This is a genomic window from Enterococcus sp. DIV1083b, from assembly GCF_051713705.1.
GTDB classification, from domain to species: Bacteria; Bacillota; Bacilli; order Lactobacillales; family Enterococcaceae; genus Enterococcus_D; species Enterococcus_D casseliflavus.
Map to the genome: position 1 here is coordinate 2,807,526 of NZ_JBIOQJ010000001.1, position 15,462 is coordinate 2,822,987.

The window sequence follows — 15,462 nt, forward strand, 5'->3', positions numbered from 1 at the left end:
GATTGCTTATCCAAAGGCTGTATACTCACTTTTGCCAAGGAACCGTTGGCAAATCACTCGAGCGATTCTTTGTTTGTTTTTGATTAGTCCCCAAATTCTTTCGCTACTTCTATCCGTTTTTCGTTTTGATCTTTTGCATTGTTCATGTCAAATTCCAAAACGGTTTGATAGCCAAGACCATCTGCTGTTTCTTGCATTTCTTTTAGCAATTGGTCAAATTCTGCTTCATCTTTGGCAAAAACCATTCGCCAAGAGTACTCGATGATTGTCGCTTTGGCTTGGTTCCGCAACGTAGAGATCTCTGAACTATCTTCTGGCGCTACATAGCTGGCACCAGGGGCAACTAACAATTGGTCGTTCTCCTCTAAATAGCCAATGGTGGATTCTGCACCACCCATATTTTTTGACCAATCTTCTTTTACAGGATCGGTTGTTTCATTTTGATAGCTTTCCCACATCGTATAAGCATAAGGGAAGCCTGTATCAGGATTGATATCGATTGGTAATACCGTATTGACGTTGAGTGCAGATACGCCATCTTTGTAACTTCCGCCACCATATTCTTCTGGCACATCCCCATCACCATCTAGCAATGCTTGTTTTCCGAACTCAGTTAAGACAGGCTCGCCGTCTTTCATTTCCCAAGTCAACCCTTCTGGACCACTACTGCCGCTTGTTTGAGAAGAATTTGCTAACACACCTTCTGAAGAGTAGAGCCAGTCAATGAAGGCTGCGATTCGTTCTGGGTCTTCGGCATTAGAACCGATCCCGATAAATTGTTTGCCACCGTATACTTCCGCGCCATAAGAGAAGATTTTTTGGTCTTGGATCGGTGCCAACATAAAGCCTTTTCCTTCAGTCAAGTTCGTGGTCGTATTAAAGGCCGCTTGACCTAACCAAGGCCACCATGAGAATAACACTTGTCCTTCTTGGAATTTTGCAAAAAGTGTATCGTAATTTTGCGTCGTTGATTCTGGGTCAACTAAGCCCATTTGATTGGCTTCGAAGTAAAACTTAAGTGCACGAATATATTCAGAGTCACTATCGAGAATGCTTTGATAATCAGATCCATCGGCTTTTGCCAAGACAAATCCTGATTCATCGTACCCATAGTAGGTGACAAGCTGTTTGCCTGCATTCATCATGTTGCCGTCCCAATCGCTGAATAAAGAAAACCCATAAACTTTTTTACCAGAATCTGTTGTTGGATTGTCTTCTTGCATTTTTTGAATCACAGGAAGCAGGTCTTCCAATGTCCCGATTTCTGGGTATCCTTGCTCCCCATAAAGATCCCAACGCACGTAAGCACCAAATGTAGGGTCTAATCCTTCTGAAGGATCGGTGGCCTTTAAGGTAGAAACGGAAGTTGGAAAGCCATATAGACCATCGGCATCTTTGTTTAGATTTTGAACAGCCGCATCGAAGCGCTGAACGTTTTCCATAGTTTCATAATACTCGCTCGCATCGGTCAATAAACCAGCTTCAACCAGTTCGTTGTATTGTTGGCCATTATCAACAATGATCAAATCACCCAAATCGCCTGCTGCCGTTCTCGTTTGATAAAGGGTATCACCGTTTCCAGCAACGTTTGGTGCGATGATGTTCAATTCCATATTGAATTTATCCCGCACGATTTTGGCAAACCAACCTTCTTGCATCCCCATATAGTTGGCTAGCCCATTATAGACATCGATCGTGATCGTTTCATCGTAGCCACTTTCACTGGAAGCAGCATCTGTGTCAGATTCAGCTGCTCCTCCACAGCCGGCTAAACTACCTAGCAATGTCATGCCTAACAAACCTTTTGCTACATATTTGGACATTTTTTTCATTTTCTTCCCTCTTTCTTTTTATTAGCCTTTCACCGCACCCAACATAATTCCTTTAACAAAATACTTCTGGAATAGCGGATAAATGAACATGATTGGTAAAACAACAATGACTGAAACGGTCATGCGGATCGACGTCGGCGTCTGCGTTGTTGCTGCTGAAGCGATGCTGGAAAGTGATCCCGAGGTATTTTTGACCATTTGTGCCAACGAATTGGCTTGATTGATATACGTGTAAAGAAGGTATTGCAAGGAGTAGAGACTTTGATCCGTAATGTAAATCAGTGTATCCTGGAAGGAATTCCATTGACCCACTGCCGAGAAAATCGCTACTGTTGCTAAAATCGGCGTACAGTTGGGTAAAATTACCCGAAAGAATACTTGAATGATGCCAGCTCCATCCATTTCAGCCGCTTCTTGCAATGATTTGGGGATCGACTCAATATAGGTTTTCACCAAGATGATATTAAAGGGCTGAACGACAGCCGGCAAAATATAGACCCAAAAGTTATTCGTTAAACCTAATGTCTTCATCGTGATGAATAATGGAATCAACCCTGCATTGAAATACATTGTAATCACGACAAAGCGATACCAAAATTTTCGTTTCCACATTTTTTCTTGGGTAAACATGAAGCCTAAGAAGGCTGAAGCTAAGACAGTCGCGGCGGTACCAATCACCGTTCTAGCCACCGAAACCGTTGCGGCTAGAGGCAACCCTTTTAGTTGTAACACTTGACTGTAGTTTTCAAAATGGATCTCTTGTGGAAAAAAGCGAATTTGTCCTAACGCACTCAACTCATTATTACTGATTGAATTAATAATCAAGTAATAAAAAGGATACGCGCAAATCAACGTAATCAGAAAGAAAAAGGTATAATTGAGGATACTAAACGTCAGGTTTTCACGTTTGGGTACTTTTTTCGCCTTTTTCTTTTCACTAATCGATAGTTCCATAGATATCCTCCTCTCCTAAATAATGGAAGTGCCCCGAATTTTTTTCGACGCAATATTGACGATGGCTAACAAGGCAACAGAAATGACACTTTTTAGCATACTGATCGCGGTCGCTAGCGATAGACTATTTCCACCCATCCCTAAATTGTAGACATACAAATCGAGGACTTGGATCGTATTTCGATTGAATGCATTTTGGAAGACAAAGTACTGATCCATTCCGTTGTTCAGCAAGTTGGCGATAGACAGCATCAACATCACAAGGAACGTCGGCATCAAGGCAGGTAGTGTGATATGACGCATCAGGTGGAAACGATTCGCCCCATCGATTCGTGCCGATTCATACAATTCGGGGTCAATTCCTGAAATGCCTGCAAGATACATGATGGCACCCCAGCCCAAGCCTTTCCAAATATTCCAAAGACACATCATCAGCCACGTATGATTGCCGCTATCCAAAAATTTGACTGGATCGGTAACGAAGCCCCATTCTTGCAGCAACGTGTTTACCAGCCCTGTTGAAGAAAATAAGCTAAAGGCAATCGTATACACCAAAACCCAACTGATAAAATTCGGCAGCGTGGTCAGCGTTTGAACCAAATTTTTAAACCATTTGCACTTGATTTCGTTCAGTAAAATGGCGAAGCCTACTGGTAGGATCGAAGTGGCGATCCCTAAAAAACTCATGGCAAAGGTGTTTTTCATTACTTGTACGATCTGATCCACTTGTGTTGGACTAGAGACAAGAAGTCGAAACCATTTGAAGCCTACGAACTCGCTGCGCGCTAAACCTAATGCTGGTTTGTAATCATAAAGTGAATAAATCCATCCGTGCAAAGGAAAATAAGAGAACAAAAACACGAGAATCAGAAAGGGAACGATACATAAAAACAAAATCTTCCCTTCTCGTGTCACCCGCTTATTTTTTCTTGGGACACTGCTTAGTTTACTTTCCATTTTCCTCCCCCTTTTTTTGTAACCGCTTTTACATTTTTAATACTAGCACCTGAATGCTTATTTGCCACCTGTGAAAAATAGAGGTCAATCCGTACATTTTAGACTTCATTTTTCTTTTATTTATAAAGAACGTTGATCTATCAATGTTTTCGCTAGAAACCGCTCAAATGGTAAGGCTTTCAAAATTTGTTTTTTGCGAGTACTATAGGAATATATCAATTTTGGAGGGATAAAAATGAAGTACAATCCTGATGGTCAACTGTACAAAATAACCACCGTTTTTTCACAATTCACATTGTTAAATTTACTATATATCATTAGCTGTTTGCCAATTATTACGATTGGTGCTGCGACAGCTGCCCTTTATGAAGTGACGATTCGTTATGCGGATGAGGAGCGTGGTGAATTGATTGTAGGCTATGTGCGAGCGCTACGAGCAAACTTTATGAAAGCCACCGGTAGTTTTCTCCTTCTTGGGCTCCCCATGGTAGCACTACTGTATAGTAGCTTGTTTTGGTTTTCCTCAAAAACCATTCTTGCCAGTATTTTTGCTTTCGTTCTAATTGTTACAGCTATTTATCTGTTTATTGTATTAGTCTATTGCCTTGCCTTAATTGGACGTTATGAAAACAGCTTTAGGCAAACACTAAAAAATGCGTTTCTGTTACCGATCGCGGACCCTATCCGTTCGTTAGCTCTCGCACTTATTCCTATCGCTGCGTTTTGTTTTGTTGTTTTATTTCCGTTGTTTAAATTTCTCTTGTTGATTTTTGGCTTTTCTTTTGTTATTTATTGTAGTTCGTTCCTGTTGCTTTCTATCTTTCGTAATCAACAAGCATGAAAAGAATCAGTCATCTCTCACTTTTTCGTCGTCTGAGTCAGTTTTCCATTCGGCGACAATTGTTCATTCTTTATCTACCTGTTGTTTTTTTATCCACAGTGACTATAGGTCTCTTATTGGTCTACGATTCAACCAAACAGCTGACAGGCAATTACCAGCACTTGGCAGAGTTGAATGCGCAGCGTGTCAAATCTGTTCTTTTTGATACAACAAACACACTGACCAACACGGCGAGTTCCTTATCAAACGATACCCATCTACGTCAACTTTTAACTGCCAATTACCTTGACGATCAAGAAGCGATCGTGGACATCAATAGCTATGATCAGCTAGATGAGATCAGAAATCTTCAAACCTCGATTGCGAAATTAACCATCTATACAACGAATCAAACCATTCCGAACTATAAATATTTTCAACAGGCAGATGACACGATTCAAGCGACCGCCTGGTACCAACGAGCGCTCAAGCAACCCGATGCTTTTTTGATGACGATGCCAGAGGATTACAAAGCAAATCGTTTGAGTCTTTATAAAACGTTGCCTTTGCCTTTATCAAAAGAAACAGCCGTTTTGGAGATCCAAGTCGATTACAATTATCTCAGTAACCGACTTCGTAATTCATCCTATGAATTGGAATTACAGTTAAATGATGATGTCATCTTTTATAGCGACAAAATCAATCAAGTTGGGGAACCGGGACAGCTGACAGCTCTTTCTGAGCCGCAAACGAGTGCTGCCTTTTTAAAAAATGATGGTACCAAGGTGATGCTCACCAAAAGCACCTTACCCATGAGTAACAAAGAAGACATCATCACGATTTATAGTGCGGATACAAATGCCTATAGCAATCTACGCACCAATCTGATCCGGTGGAGCACGATCGTTTTGGTGATTTTGATCACTACTTTCATCATCGTCTTTCTCTTTGCTCGATTCTTTACCAAACGAATCTCTCAACTGCAGCAGGCGGTCTACTTTGCCTCGATCGAGGATTATGATTTCTTTCAAAATATCAGCGGCGAAGACGAGATTTCACAGATCTCTCTTGATTTCCACAAGATCATTCAACGAATCAAGAAAAAAGAAGAAGAGATCTACCGTTCACGTTTGGCACAGCAAGAGCTGTTGACTCAGCAGCAGCAAATGGAATTTAATATCTTAGCGGGGCAAATCAACCCCCACTTCTTGTTCAATACATTAGAAACGATTCGTATGATGGCGCTGACTTCTGGCAATTCTGACGTCGTTTATGCCATTAAGTTACTGGCAAAATCGATGCGCTATACGCTAGAAGCCCACGGAACCAAGCGAACGAGCTTAGAAGAGTCCTTAGACGCGGTTCACGTGTATGTCAAGATCCAGCGGATGCGCTTTGGCGATCGAGTCAACTTTTCCTATTCAGTCTCCAATGAGATCGACCAAAAAGAAGTCCAAATATTGCCCCTCCTGATTCAACCATTGGTGGAAAACGCCATCTCCCATGGCTTGGAAGGCATCACCTATCCAGGGTTTGTCCGTTTGACGATTACCAAAGACGGCCATGATCTGGTGATCGTGGTACAAGACAACGGCAGCGGGATACCGCCAGAAAAACTTGAACGCTTGCAGCAAAAAATCAAGACGCCCTCCACCCATGCCAAAAAGAACATTGGGCTAGCCAACGTCAATCATCGGGTCAAAATGTTTTATGGACCTGAATACGGCTTGTCGATCGAGAGTGTGCTGGGCAGCGGCACACAAGTCACCTTGCGGATCCACGATCTAAGCCAAGATTCATTTTCTCCACGCTAAAACAGTAAAGCCCCCCTTCGATTCCTGTTTCAGAAATCGAAGGGGGGCTTTTGATTGATTAGAAATCCCGCACACGAAGGGTTTGTTGGGATGAAGAGGCGCTAGCATAGCAGCCTACCATGATCCCAGTAAAGACACCGCCAACTTCAGTAGTCAGATATTTTGTTTCTCCCCTACCTAAAGGTTGTGCTTGTCCTTGCTCATCAACAAAAGAAAAACGATAAGTTTCTTTATCTGCGCTCAGCTGCAAGGTGACTGTATCTGCTGCATAAGGCAGTTTCTTTTCCACTTTCCATAGGGAGCCGATTTGTCGGCGGAAAACTAGCTGCTGACTGGACGCCGTTTTTTCCAGGTATCCCTCATAGTGATGGGTGGCATTTAAGAAAACCGTCAATCCCGCTTGTCCATCCGTTAGTTGCCGACAATCAAAGGTTGCTTGAAATTGTTGATCAAAGGCGGTTTGCCGTTGGAACACAGCCGCAAGTTTGCCTTGATCAGACAGACCCGTCTGATTAGGATGCAGCAAGAAGCCATGCGGCTCTTCTTCAATCAACGTCGGGTCCCATTCGAATAAAGTCACGTAATCAGGCTTGCTGCTCTTCTTTTGTGTTTCCTTTGGTGCCGCCATTGTGTCTACCTGAATGGTTTCTGGTAAATGACCTTCTTCGCCAAACACCGGCCATGGGTTTGACCAGTCTACTGGCAGTAGGCATGTTTCCCGCCCTAACAAATGCCTCAAAGGATAGCTGATGGGGCGTACTGCTAGACAGACTGCCCACCAGTTGCCTTTAGTGTCTTGCACGAGATCCGCATGCCCTGCGGCTTGCAGTGGCAGATTCGTACTGCGATTGGTCATCACTGGATTGTTGGGGCATGCTTCATAGGGTCCCGTCAAGGAACGGCTGCGGGCCATGGTCAGCATATGCCCATAGGACGTTCCGCCTTCGGAGATCAACAGGTAGTAATAACCGTCTTTTTTATACAAGTGGGGGCCTTCTGGATCAGCCGCTCCGCTGCCCGTCCAAATATTTTGCCGCGGGCCTAGATCTCCAGAAGCCAAATCGATCGTCCGCAGATAGATCTCCTTATGGGTGCCTAAGTAATAGGTCTGTCCATCGTCATCTGCGAAAATTGTTGGGTCGATCCCAGGGGTGTCCAGCCAAATCGGGTCAGACCATTCACCAGCGATGTCATCCGTCCAAATCAGAAAATTGCCTTCTCCTCCTTCGTTTGCACCAACATTGGTGCAAACGAGGTAAAAGCGGTCCTTGATGAAACGCAAGGTTGGGGCATACAGACCAAAAGCATTGGGGTTTTTCGTCGGTAGCTGCAACTGCTCAGGTCGCGAAAGTCCATGGCCAATCAGCTGCCAGTCTGCCAAGTTTTTACTGTGATAGATTGGTAATCCAGGAAAATATTCAAAGGTACTCGTCACCAGATAAAAGTCTTCACCGACACGGCAAATACTGGGATCTGGATGAAATCCAGGCAAAATTGGATTCGTAATGGTTCGCATGGGCATCTAGAACTCCTTTATCGTGGTTTGGTCAGCCGTTAGCTCATGGCTCGTTTTTCCAGAAGTCGTGTGTATCTGCAAGGATGCTTGCTGGATGCCAGTCAGCTTGACGATCAGTTCTTGATCGACTCTTTCGACAGCCACCTCGCCAAGCCACTCACCGTGGTGATCATAGATAACGGCAGCGGTCTTGTCTTGCGGATCAAAGAGATGGATCGTTGGATGTTGGGCATAGTCATAGACTGCTTTGGTTTGTTCATGGCCTTCGATAATGACTTGATTTGGTCGGACTAACAGTGGCAAGTGGAAATAATCGTAGGTTTCTTGGTACCAGCGTCCGCCCTCGTAAGCTTTGCCAGATAAATAGTCGATCCAATGCCCCTTCGTTTTCGGTACGTAAAATGAGACTGTTCCTTGATCATTAAAAATGGGCGCCACTAAAAGGTGTTCCCCCAGCATGTATTGGCGATCCAAATGATGGGTCATCTCGTCTTCAGGAAACTCTAAGACCATTGCCCGCATCATCGGAATCCCCGTTTGAGCGGTTAGCACCGATTGGGCTTGCAAGTAAGGCATCAAGGACAGTTTTAACTTGGTAAAGGCTTTAGCTACCGCCACGGCTTCGTCGTCATAGACCCATGGCACTTTGTATTCCCAGCTGCCATGGTAACGGCTATGGGAAGACAGCAGACCAAATTGTGTCCAGCGCTTGTAGAGGTCTGGAGTTGAGCCAGCTTCAAACCCTGAGATATCGTGGCTCCAATACCCAAAGCCGCCTAACCCAAAGGACAGACCTGCCCGCAGCGACTCTGCCATCGATGGATAATCTGAGGTACTGTCGCCGCCCCAGTGTACAGGCAAGCGTTGTGAACCAACCGAAGCTGCCCGCGCAAAAACGATGGCTTCTTCTGCTCCCTTGACTTCTTTCAGCAAGTCAAAGACGACTTTATTGTAAAGATAGGCGTAATAATTGTGCATTTTTTCTGGATCAGAGCCATCATAGTACACCGCATCGGTGGGAATCCGTTCACCAAAATCCGTTTTGAAGCAATCCACACCCATGTCTAATAAGGCACGCAGCTTGCTGTTGTACCAAGCGATCGCTTCAGGATTGGTGAAGTCGACGACCGCCAAACCAGCTTGCCATTTGTCCCATTGCCAGACATCTCCATTGGCGCGTTTCAAAAAGTAGCCATTCGCCATCCCTTCATCAAACAAGGGTGATTTTTGCCCAATGTAAGGATTGATCCAGACACAGATTTTCAATCCTTTGGCTTTCAAGCGCTGCAGCATTTTTTCAGGTTCTGGGAAAGTTCGTTCGTCCCACGTGAAGTTGCACCACTCATATTCTTTCATCCATAAGCAGTCAAAATGAAAGACCTCAAGAGGGATATCACGTTCTGCCATACCGTCTACAAAAGACGTCACGGTTTGTTCATCATAATCCGTCAAGAACGAGGTACTTAGCCACAAACCAAAGGACCACGCAGGCGGCAACGACGGTTTCCCCGTCAAATCAGTGTAGCGCTGAATCACTTGTTTTAACTCATCGCCGGCAATCACAAAGTACTGCAGCGATTGTCCTGGATTGCTGAATTGAACACGCGAAACTTTTTCACTCCCCACTTCGAATTGCACCCGATCTGGTGAATTGACAAAGACGCCATACCCTTTATTACTTACATAAAAAGGAATATTTTTATAAGCTTGCTCTGTACCAGTCCCCCCGTCGGCATTCCAAATATCAACACTTTGGCCATTCTTCACGAAATTAGTAAAGCGTTCCCCTAAACCATAGATCGTTTCTCCCACATCCAGAGTCAACTGCTCGCTGATATGGGTATTTGCTTGCGGATCGATCACTAAGGCTTTGCTGCGAGGCTTGCTTTGGGTAATCAGCTGTTCTTTGTAATAAAACGAAGCTGTCACATTTTCCTCTTTGGTGATTACGACTTGCAAGTCTCCCGAGCGAAAAACATAGGATTGCTCGTCTTCTGAAATATCAGGAGTGATCGCTTCTGTCATCAATTCAAAATCGGGGGCTTTGGCTTGGACCCCTTTATAGTTATAGAGGGTGATCCCAATGATATTGCTTCTAGGGGTAGTGACTTCCATCGTTAACAATCCGCCATCCAGCGTTGCCCCTTTATGTCCGACATAGCTATAAGGCAGATATAAAACCAATTTGTTTTCTTCTTTACGGGCATCGTAGACATGCACCGCAAATTTCACATCAAATCCTTCACGAAATAACCAACCGCCATCTGAAAATTTCATTTTTTTCCTCCTTGTTGGATCAATGTCAACGCCCCTAACAGACCAGAATCATTATAGTAACGACAAGTCTCGATCGGCACTTGGAAATCTGGCCAATGGGGGTTCTCATTGATTGCTTGTTTGATTATAGCTAATAGATCAGGGTGTTGGCTGATGCCGCCGCCGATCAGTATTTTTTCGGGATTCATCGTGACAGCTAGGTTGTAAATCGCAAGTGCGACATAACGTGCCCACTGTTTCAGGATCTCCTGCGTTTCAGGATCACTCGACCGCTGTTGCATGATGGTTTCGCCTAAAATCTCCTCTGATTCAGGAATCGCTTTTGCCCGCCGATAGGCAGCAATCAGTCCTCTCGTTGAAGCTAGATCATGGAGGGTCGCAAAAGAAGATGCTTGAAAATCAGTGATCATCATTCCGAATTCTCCTGCCCGAAACCCATGTCCGTGAATCAACTGGCGCTGATGAACGAGCGCGCCACCAATACCGGTGCCTAATGTGATCATGACAAAATCTTGTACGTCAGCAGCATTGCCGGTAGAAAGTTCTGCTAAAGCAGCACATTTCGCATCATTTTCGATCCAGATCGGATAGGACTTGTTTAAACGCTGCTGCAGCTCTTGTACAACAGCACAGCCGTGTAAAGGAGCCAACGCCCCCGCCATGATCGCTCGGCCATTTACTGAATCAATGAAACCAGGAAAACTCAGCCCGATCCCTTCGATGATATGCACTTGCTCGACTTCTTTTATTTTGGCAGCTAAGGCAGCAAAAAATTCATCCCGCGTATTACTCGGGGTTTTGATTTTGCCTCGGTCCAGCCATTGATTCTTCTCGGTAAAAACCCCGAATTTGATATAGGTCCCCCCTACATCAAAGCATAGGCGTACATCTGTCATTTCTCCTCCTCCGTTCGAAAAGCGCTTACAGTTTCATTTAAATTATATAAAAGAAAAAAAAGAAAGCCTACTTCTTAGAATAGACTTTCTTACTATAAAAATTAGCTTTTTTCTGTCTCCGATAGGCAATAGGATACTTCTTTTTTATTTCAACATTGCTCCATTTGAAGCAATGACTTCCTTATACCAATCAAAAGAATCTTTCTTGATTCGATCAAGCGAACCATTCCCTTCATTGTCACGGTCTACATAGATGAACCCATATCTTTTTCGCATTTCACCTGTAGTAAATGAGATGAGATCAATACAGCCCCATGCTGTATACCCAATCACATCAATGCCGTCTTCCTCGATGGCAAGCATCATTTGTTTGATGTGTTCAGCTAAATAGTCAATCCGTTCGGGATCATGAATGCCGGTTTCTGTCATTTGGTCATTAAAACCAAAGCCATTTTCCACAATAAAAATCGGCAGTTCATAACGGTCCTGCAAGAAATTCAGCATATAGCGCAATCCCATGTGGTCAATCGTCCAGCCCCATTCCGTCATCGTTGCATAAGGATTCGTTGTTAGCACACTGCTGCCCAACAAAGGATCATGTAGATAGTTTGCATCTGAGCGGGTAGATACTGTATTGCTTAAATAATAAGTAATACCGATATAATCAACGGTGCCGTTTGCCAAATCATCAAGATCAGCTTCTGTCACATCGATCGTGTACCCTTTTTTCTGCCATTCATTGAGAATTCTTTTTGGGTAGTGTCCACGGACATGTACATCTGTGAAATAGAGTTGATTATTATCTTCTTGTTGTGCTAACAATTGATCACGAGGATCAGAAGTCAGCGGGTAATTAGGCGTGGCAGCTAAACAGCAGCCAATTTGAAACTCAGGATTGATTTTTTTCGCAGCTGTGACGACCCGAGCAGAAGCAACAAACTGATAGTGAGCGGCTTGGTACATGCCTGCTAGTTTCTCCTCATCCTCGTCAAAGATCACACCAGAATTGGTAAAACTGTAAATTGGATTATCGATGATCCGCTGATTGTTGATCTCGTTAAATGTTAGCCAATACCGCACTTTTTCTTTGTAGCGTTCCATTACAGTTTGCGCAAAACGTTCAAAAAATCCGATCATCTTTCTGTTGCGCCAAGCCCCATAGGTTTCAACTAAATGATAGGGCATCTCGAAATGAGACAACGTCACAACAGGTTCTATTCCATATTTTTGCATCTCGTCAAAGACCTGATCGTAAAAATACAGCCCTTCTTCGTTCGGTAGTTGTTCATCTCCTAAAGGAAAAATTCGTGTCCATGCGATACTGATTCGCAAAGCTTTGAAACCCATTTCCGCAAAAAGTTTGATATCTTCCGGGTAACGATGGTAAAAATCAATGCCTTCATGATTCGGGTAATGTTCCTCAGGCAAGATTGTGTTGGTAATTTTCCGAGGCCGATCTTTCGTGCCTGCTGTCATCACATCGGCAATACTGATCCCTTTCCCGCCTTCTTGCCAAGCACCTTCCACTTGATGAGCGGAGATCGCACCGCCCCATAAAAAGTTTTCTTTCATTTTCAAACTCCTATCCTTCGTTGTTTACGGTAAACAGAATCCCTTCTACTTCAATTGTTCCGGCCGTTGTTTCGTACTCGATTACTGTATCTGGTCCACAATTTGTAACGATCACGGGTGTCGATAATTGATAGCCTTTATCCAGAATCGCCTGCCGGTCAAAGGTCAACAAACGATCTCCTCGTGCAATTGTCGCACCATTTTCGACGTTAACATCAAAAAACTCACCATTTAGATTCACGGTATTCAATCCGACGTGGATCAATAATTCAACCCCTTGATCAGATTTGATACCAATCGCATGCTTAGAAGGGAAAACAGCAACAACAGTACCTGCAAAAGGTGCCCGAATGATTCCTTCATCGGGGATGACCGCAATTCCTTGTCCAGCGATTCCGCTGGCGAAGACATCGTCTTCCACTTCTGCTAAAGGCATCACTTGTCCTTTTACCGGTGAATAAATCGGAGTTGCTGCATTGGTTAAGATACTTTCTACCTCTGATTCAGGCTCTGCTTCAAATTCTGTTAGTTCACTTTCCTTCACGCCGAAGAAATAAGCCAGTAAAGCTCCTGACAACAATGAAACGGTGATTCCGATCAGATAACCCACCAAAGGACTGTAAACAGGCAAGGAAAAAATATTATGGAAAACATACGCATTCATCGTCACACCAAAAGCGCCTAACACTGCTCCGCCTAAACCACCGGAAATAGCTACGATCGGCAAAAGTCTTTTGTAACGAAGAATAATCCCATAGACGATGGGCTCTGTCACGCCGGCAAAGAAGCCAGTCAAGGCAACTGGGCCTGCCAAAGCCCGCATTTTCGAATGTTTTTTCGCTCGTAAGAAGAAGCCAACTGCAATCCCGATCTGAGCAAAAACAGCGGCCAATGCCATTCCTTCAATAGGGTCTCCACCTAATCTTGTCAGATTATCTAACGTTACAGGTGTAAAGCCCCAGTGCAAACCAAACATAACCATGAAGGTCATCCCGCCGCCTAAAACGATGCCTGAAAGGATCCGGCTTTTTTCAAATAACCACATTACACTTCCTGATAAAAGATCCCCGAAAAAGGTGCCGAATGGACCAAAAAGGATAACGGTCAATGGAATCATGATCATCAAACTAAGCATTGGTACGGCAAACAATTGAATGTCTTTATAAATAATCTTTTTCAAAAATTTATCTACAAATTGATAAATAAAAATAGCCGCAAAAATCGGAAATAGGGTTGTGGCATAGTCCACGGCTTGAACTGGTATCCCTAAGAAATTTGTATTTTCCACGCCAATCAACCCAGTAAACTGAGGTTCCAACAATGCTGCACCAATCACACCGCCAACGTACATGTTGGCACCTAATCTTTTCGACAACGTGATCCCTAAGAAAATCGGTAAAAAATAAAATATTGCATTACTCGCGGCACTCAAAATGACATAAGTAGAAGATTCTGCTGATAACCAATTAAATTGGGTCAAAACCGTCAGCAGCGCTTTTAGCATCCCCGAACCTGCTAGAGCAGGAATTAAAGGAGAAAAAGCACCTGAGATAATTTCAAATACGGCGTTCAAATTAAAACCTGTTTTTTTCGAAGAACCTGTTTCTTGATCTGATAACCCAGCCATAGCTGAGATCGTCGCATAATAATCTGATACATTGCTGCCGATTACGACTTGATATTGTCCTCCACTTTGTACAACGGACATCACATAGGGCAGTTTTTGAAGTTCCCCTTTATTGGCCTTGGTGTCATCCTTCAAGCCAAAACGCAATCTCGTTGCACAATGAACCAAGCTGTCGATATTTTTTTCACCACCGATCAAGCGAATGATCGCGGCACTTTCGTTTTCAAATTTCATAGTTATTCTCCTTTTGCATATAATAAAAAGCGTGATCTAGAAGACACCTCAAACAAAAGACTCGTTTGAGTGCTCACTCTAGGTCACGCCTGCTTTACCAGTAACGATCCGTTAAGATGCCAATCGATTTAAATGTAAGGTTAAATACAACACTTCATCTTCAGTGATTTCCCACTGATACCTATTTTCCAGAAATCGCTTGATTTTCATAGCACACTCATAATCCAACGGATATTTCAGTTGAATCACATCTAATAAACTAGACGCTGGTTGAGCTGGTAGCTCATTGCTCATCTGTCGTTTAACAAAGTAGCGAATGTGAGTGATGAATCGGGAAAAATAAATAGAGTCTTGTCTGAATTCTTTCCCATAATGATAATTGATGATCGTCAAAATATCTTTCATGACTTTGGAAATCAGCATTGTTTCTTCCATTCCGTTGTTATCGCCTAAAAAATTCACGAAATGCAGCGTAATAAAAGCAGCCTCATCTTGCGGAATATTTAGATGTGTTCGCTTTTGCATCAGCTCAACCGCTTGAAGACCAATTTCATATTCTTTCGGGTACACCTGCTTTAATTCCCATTCTAGGGGTGTTTGAATTTTCATCCCTTCTCTTGCCCTCGTCAGAGCAAAACCGATATGGTCTGCAAGTGCCACTAGCAGTGCAGGATTGCTTTCGCATTGAAACGCTTCCTCAAACAATTTTAAAATATCGCTGGCCAGTTGCAGATCACGATATTCAATCCGTTTAAGCAGCTGTTCCAAATCTGCAATGCTTTTTTGGTCGTTAATGATGAATCGCTTTTCTATTTTCTTTTGATCGACAGTGTCGCCTGGCTTCAAACCAAAGCCGATGCCACTCCCCATCACAACTTCTTCTTGGTGATTGTCGTTCAGGACTAATGAAGCATTATTATTAAATACTTTGACGATTTCCATGGTCAACACCTCCTAAAATAA

Annotated in this window: 11 protein-coding genes; 2 read left to right on the forward strand and 9 right to left on the reverse strand. The window is 43.5% G+C overall.

Going from position 1 to position 15,462, the window contains the following annotated elements:
- Positions 1–83: 83 nt before the first annotated feature.
- From IGI69_RS13125 to IGI69_RS13135, 3 genes are read right to left on the reverse strand one after another with little or no spacing between them, the layout of a single operon-like run.
- Positions 84–1,832, reverse strand: coding sequence for an ABC transporter substrate-binding protein (locus tag IGI69_RS13125; RefSeq protein WP_422704784.1), 1,749 nt, complete (start codon positions 1,830–1,832; stop codon positions 84–86).
- A gap of 21 nt (positions 1,833–1,853) precedes the next feature.
- The gene (locus IGI69_RS13130; RefSeq protein ID WP_005234069.1) at positions 1,854–2,786 is read right to left on the reverse strand and encodes a carbohydrate ABC transporter permease; all 933 of its coding nucleotides are present in this window, start codon (positions 2,784–2,786) and stop codon (positions 1,854–1,856) included.
- A gap of 15 nt (positions 2,787–2,801) precedes the next feature.
- The gene (locus IGI69_RS13135; RefSeq protein WP_005228459.1) at positions 2,802–3,743 is read right to left on the reverse strand and encodes an ABC transporter permease; all 942 of its coding nucleotides are present in this window, start codon (positions 3,741–3,743) and stop codon (positions 2,802–2,804) included.
- A 235-nt stretch (positions 3,744–3,978) separates the two neighbouring features.
- Between IGI69_RS13135 and IGI69_RS13140 the strand changes: the two genes are divergently transcribed.
- A complete protein-coding gene (locus IGI69_RS13140; RefSeq protein WP_005234068.1) occupies positions 3,979–4,584 on the forward strand; it encodes a YesL family protein in 606 nt (201 codons plus the stop codon).
- Entirely contained in the window at positions 4,581–6,377 is a 1,797-nt protein-coding gene (locus tag IGI69_RS13145) for a sensor histidine kinase (protein ID WP_422704783.1), read from the forward strand. Before IGI69_RS13140 ends, IGI69_RS13145 begins: the two co-directional genes overlap by 4 nt.
- 58 nt (positions 6,378–6,435) lie before the next feature.
- Here IGI69_RS13145 and IGI69_RS13150 read toward each other — a convergent pair whose 3' ends face one another.
- From IGI69_RS13150 to licT, 6 genes are all read right to left on the reverse strand, one after another.
- On the reverse strand, positions 6,436–7,899 hold the full coding sequence (locus IGI69_RS13150; RefSeq protein WP_422704782.1) for a family 43 glycosylhydrolase: 1,464 nt from the start codon (positions 7,897–7,899) through the stop codon (positions 6,436–6,438).
- Positions 7,900–10,170: an alpha-xylosidase gene (gene yicI, locus IGI69_RS13155; protein ID WP_438741111.1), complete on the reverse strand. Its 2,271-nt coding sequence runs from the start codon at positions 10,168–10,170 to the stop codon at positions 7,900–7,902.
- Positions 10,167–11,066 carry an ROK family protein gene (locus tag IGI69_RS13160; protein WP_213336037.1) on the reverse strand — a complete coding sequence of 300 codons (900 nt, stop codon included), beginning with the start codon at positions 11,064–11,066 and terminating at the stop codon, positions 10,167–10,169. The genes yicI and IGI69_RS13160 overlap by 4 nt, the downstream gene beginning before the upstream one ends.
- Positions 11,067–11,210: 144 nt before the next feature.
- Positions 11,211–12,638, reverse strand: a complete 1,428-nt coding sequence (locus tag IGI69_RS13165; protein WP_438741113.1) for a 6-phospho-beta-glucosidase — start codon at positions 12,636–12,638, stop codon at positions 11,211–11,213.
- Positions 12,639–12,648: 10 nt separating this feature from the next.
- A complete protein-coding gene (locus IGI69_RS13170) occupies positions 12,649–14,499 on the reverse strand; it encodes a beta-glucoside-specific PTS transporter subunit IIABC (protein ID WP_016608398.1) in 1,851 nt (616 codons plus the stop codon).
- A 111-nt stretch (positions 14,500–14,610) separates the two neighbouring features.
- Positions 14,611–15,441 carry a BglG family transcription antiterminator LicT gene (licT, locus tag IGI69_RS13175; protein ID WP_438741115.1) on the reverse strand — a complete coding sequence of 277 codons (831 nt, stop codon included), beginning with the start codon at positions 15,439–15,441 and terminating at the stop codon, positions 14,611–14,613.
- Between the last annotated feature and the right edge of the window lie 21 nt (positions 15,442–15,462).

What these genes read in the sequence shown, in the direction of transcription:
- IGI69_RS13125 (WP_422704784.1), bottom strand. Translation starts at nt 1,832, where the DNA reads ATGAAAAAAATGTCCAAATATGTAGCAAAAGGTTTGTTAGGCATGACA.
- IGI69_RS13130 (WP_005234069.1), bottom strand. Translation starts at nt 2,786, where the DNA reads ATGGAACTATCGATTAGTGAAAAGAAAAAGGCGAAAAAAGTACCCAAA.
- IGI69_RS13135 (WP_005228459.1), bottom strand. Translation starts at nt 3,743, where the DNA reads ATGGAAAGTAAACTAAGCAGTGTCCCAAGAAAAAATAAGCGGGTGACA.
- IGI69_RS13140 (WP_005234068.1), top strand. Translation starts at nt 3,979, where the DNA reads ATGAAGTACAATCCTGATGGTCAACTGTACAAAATAACCACCGTTTTT.
- IGI69_RS13145 (WP_422704783.1), top strand. Translation starts at nt 4,581, where the DNA reads ATGAAAAGAATCAGTCATCTCTCACTTTTTCGTCGTCTGAGTCAGTTT.
- IGI69_RS13150 (WP_422704782.1), bottom strand. Translation starts at nt 7,899, where the DNA reads ATGCCCATGCGAACCATTACGAATCCAATTTTGCCTGGATTTCATCCA.
- yicI (WP_438741111.1), bottom strand. Translation starts at nt 10,170, where the DNA reads ATGAAATTTTCAGATGGCGGTTGGTTATTTCGTGAAGGATTTGATGTG.
- IGI69_RS13160 (WP_213336037.1), bottom strand. Translation starts at nt 11,066, where the DNA reads ATGACAGATGTACGCCTATGCTTTGATGTAGGGGGGACCTATATCAAA.
- IGI69_RS13165 (WP_438741113.1), bottom strand. Translation starts at nt 12,638, where the DNA reads ATGAAAGAAAACTTTTTATGGGGCGGTGCGATCTCCGCTCATCAAGTG.
- IGI69_RS13170 (WP_016608398.1), bottom strand. Translation starts at nt 14,499, where the DNA reads ATGAAATTTGAAAACGAAAGTGCCGCGATCATTCGCTTGATCGGTGGT.
- licT (WP_438741115.1), bottom strand. Translation starts at nt 15,441, where the DNA reads ATGGAAATCGTCAAAGTATTTAATAATAATGCTTCATTAGTCCTGAAC.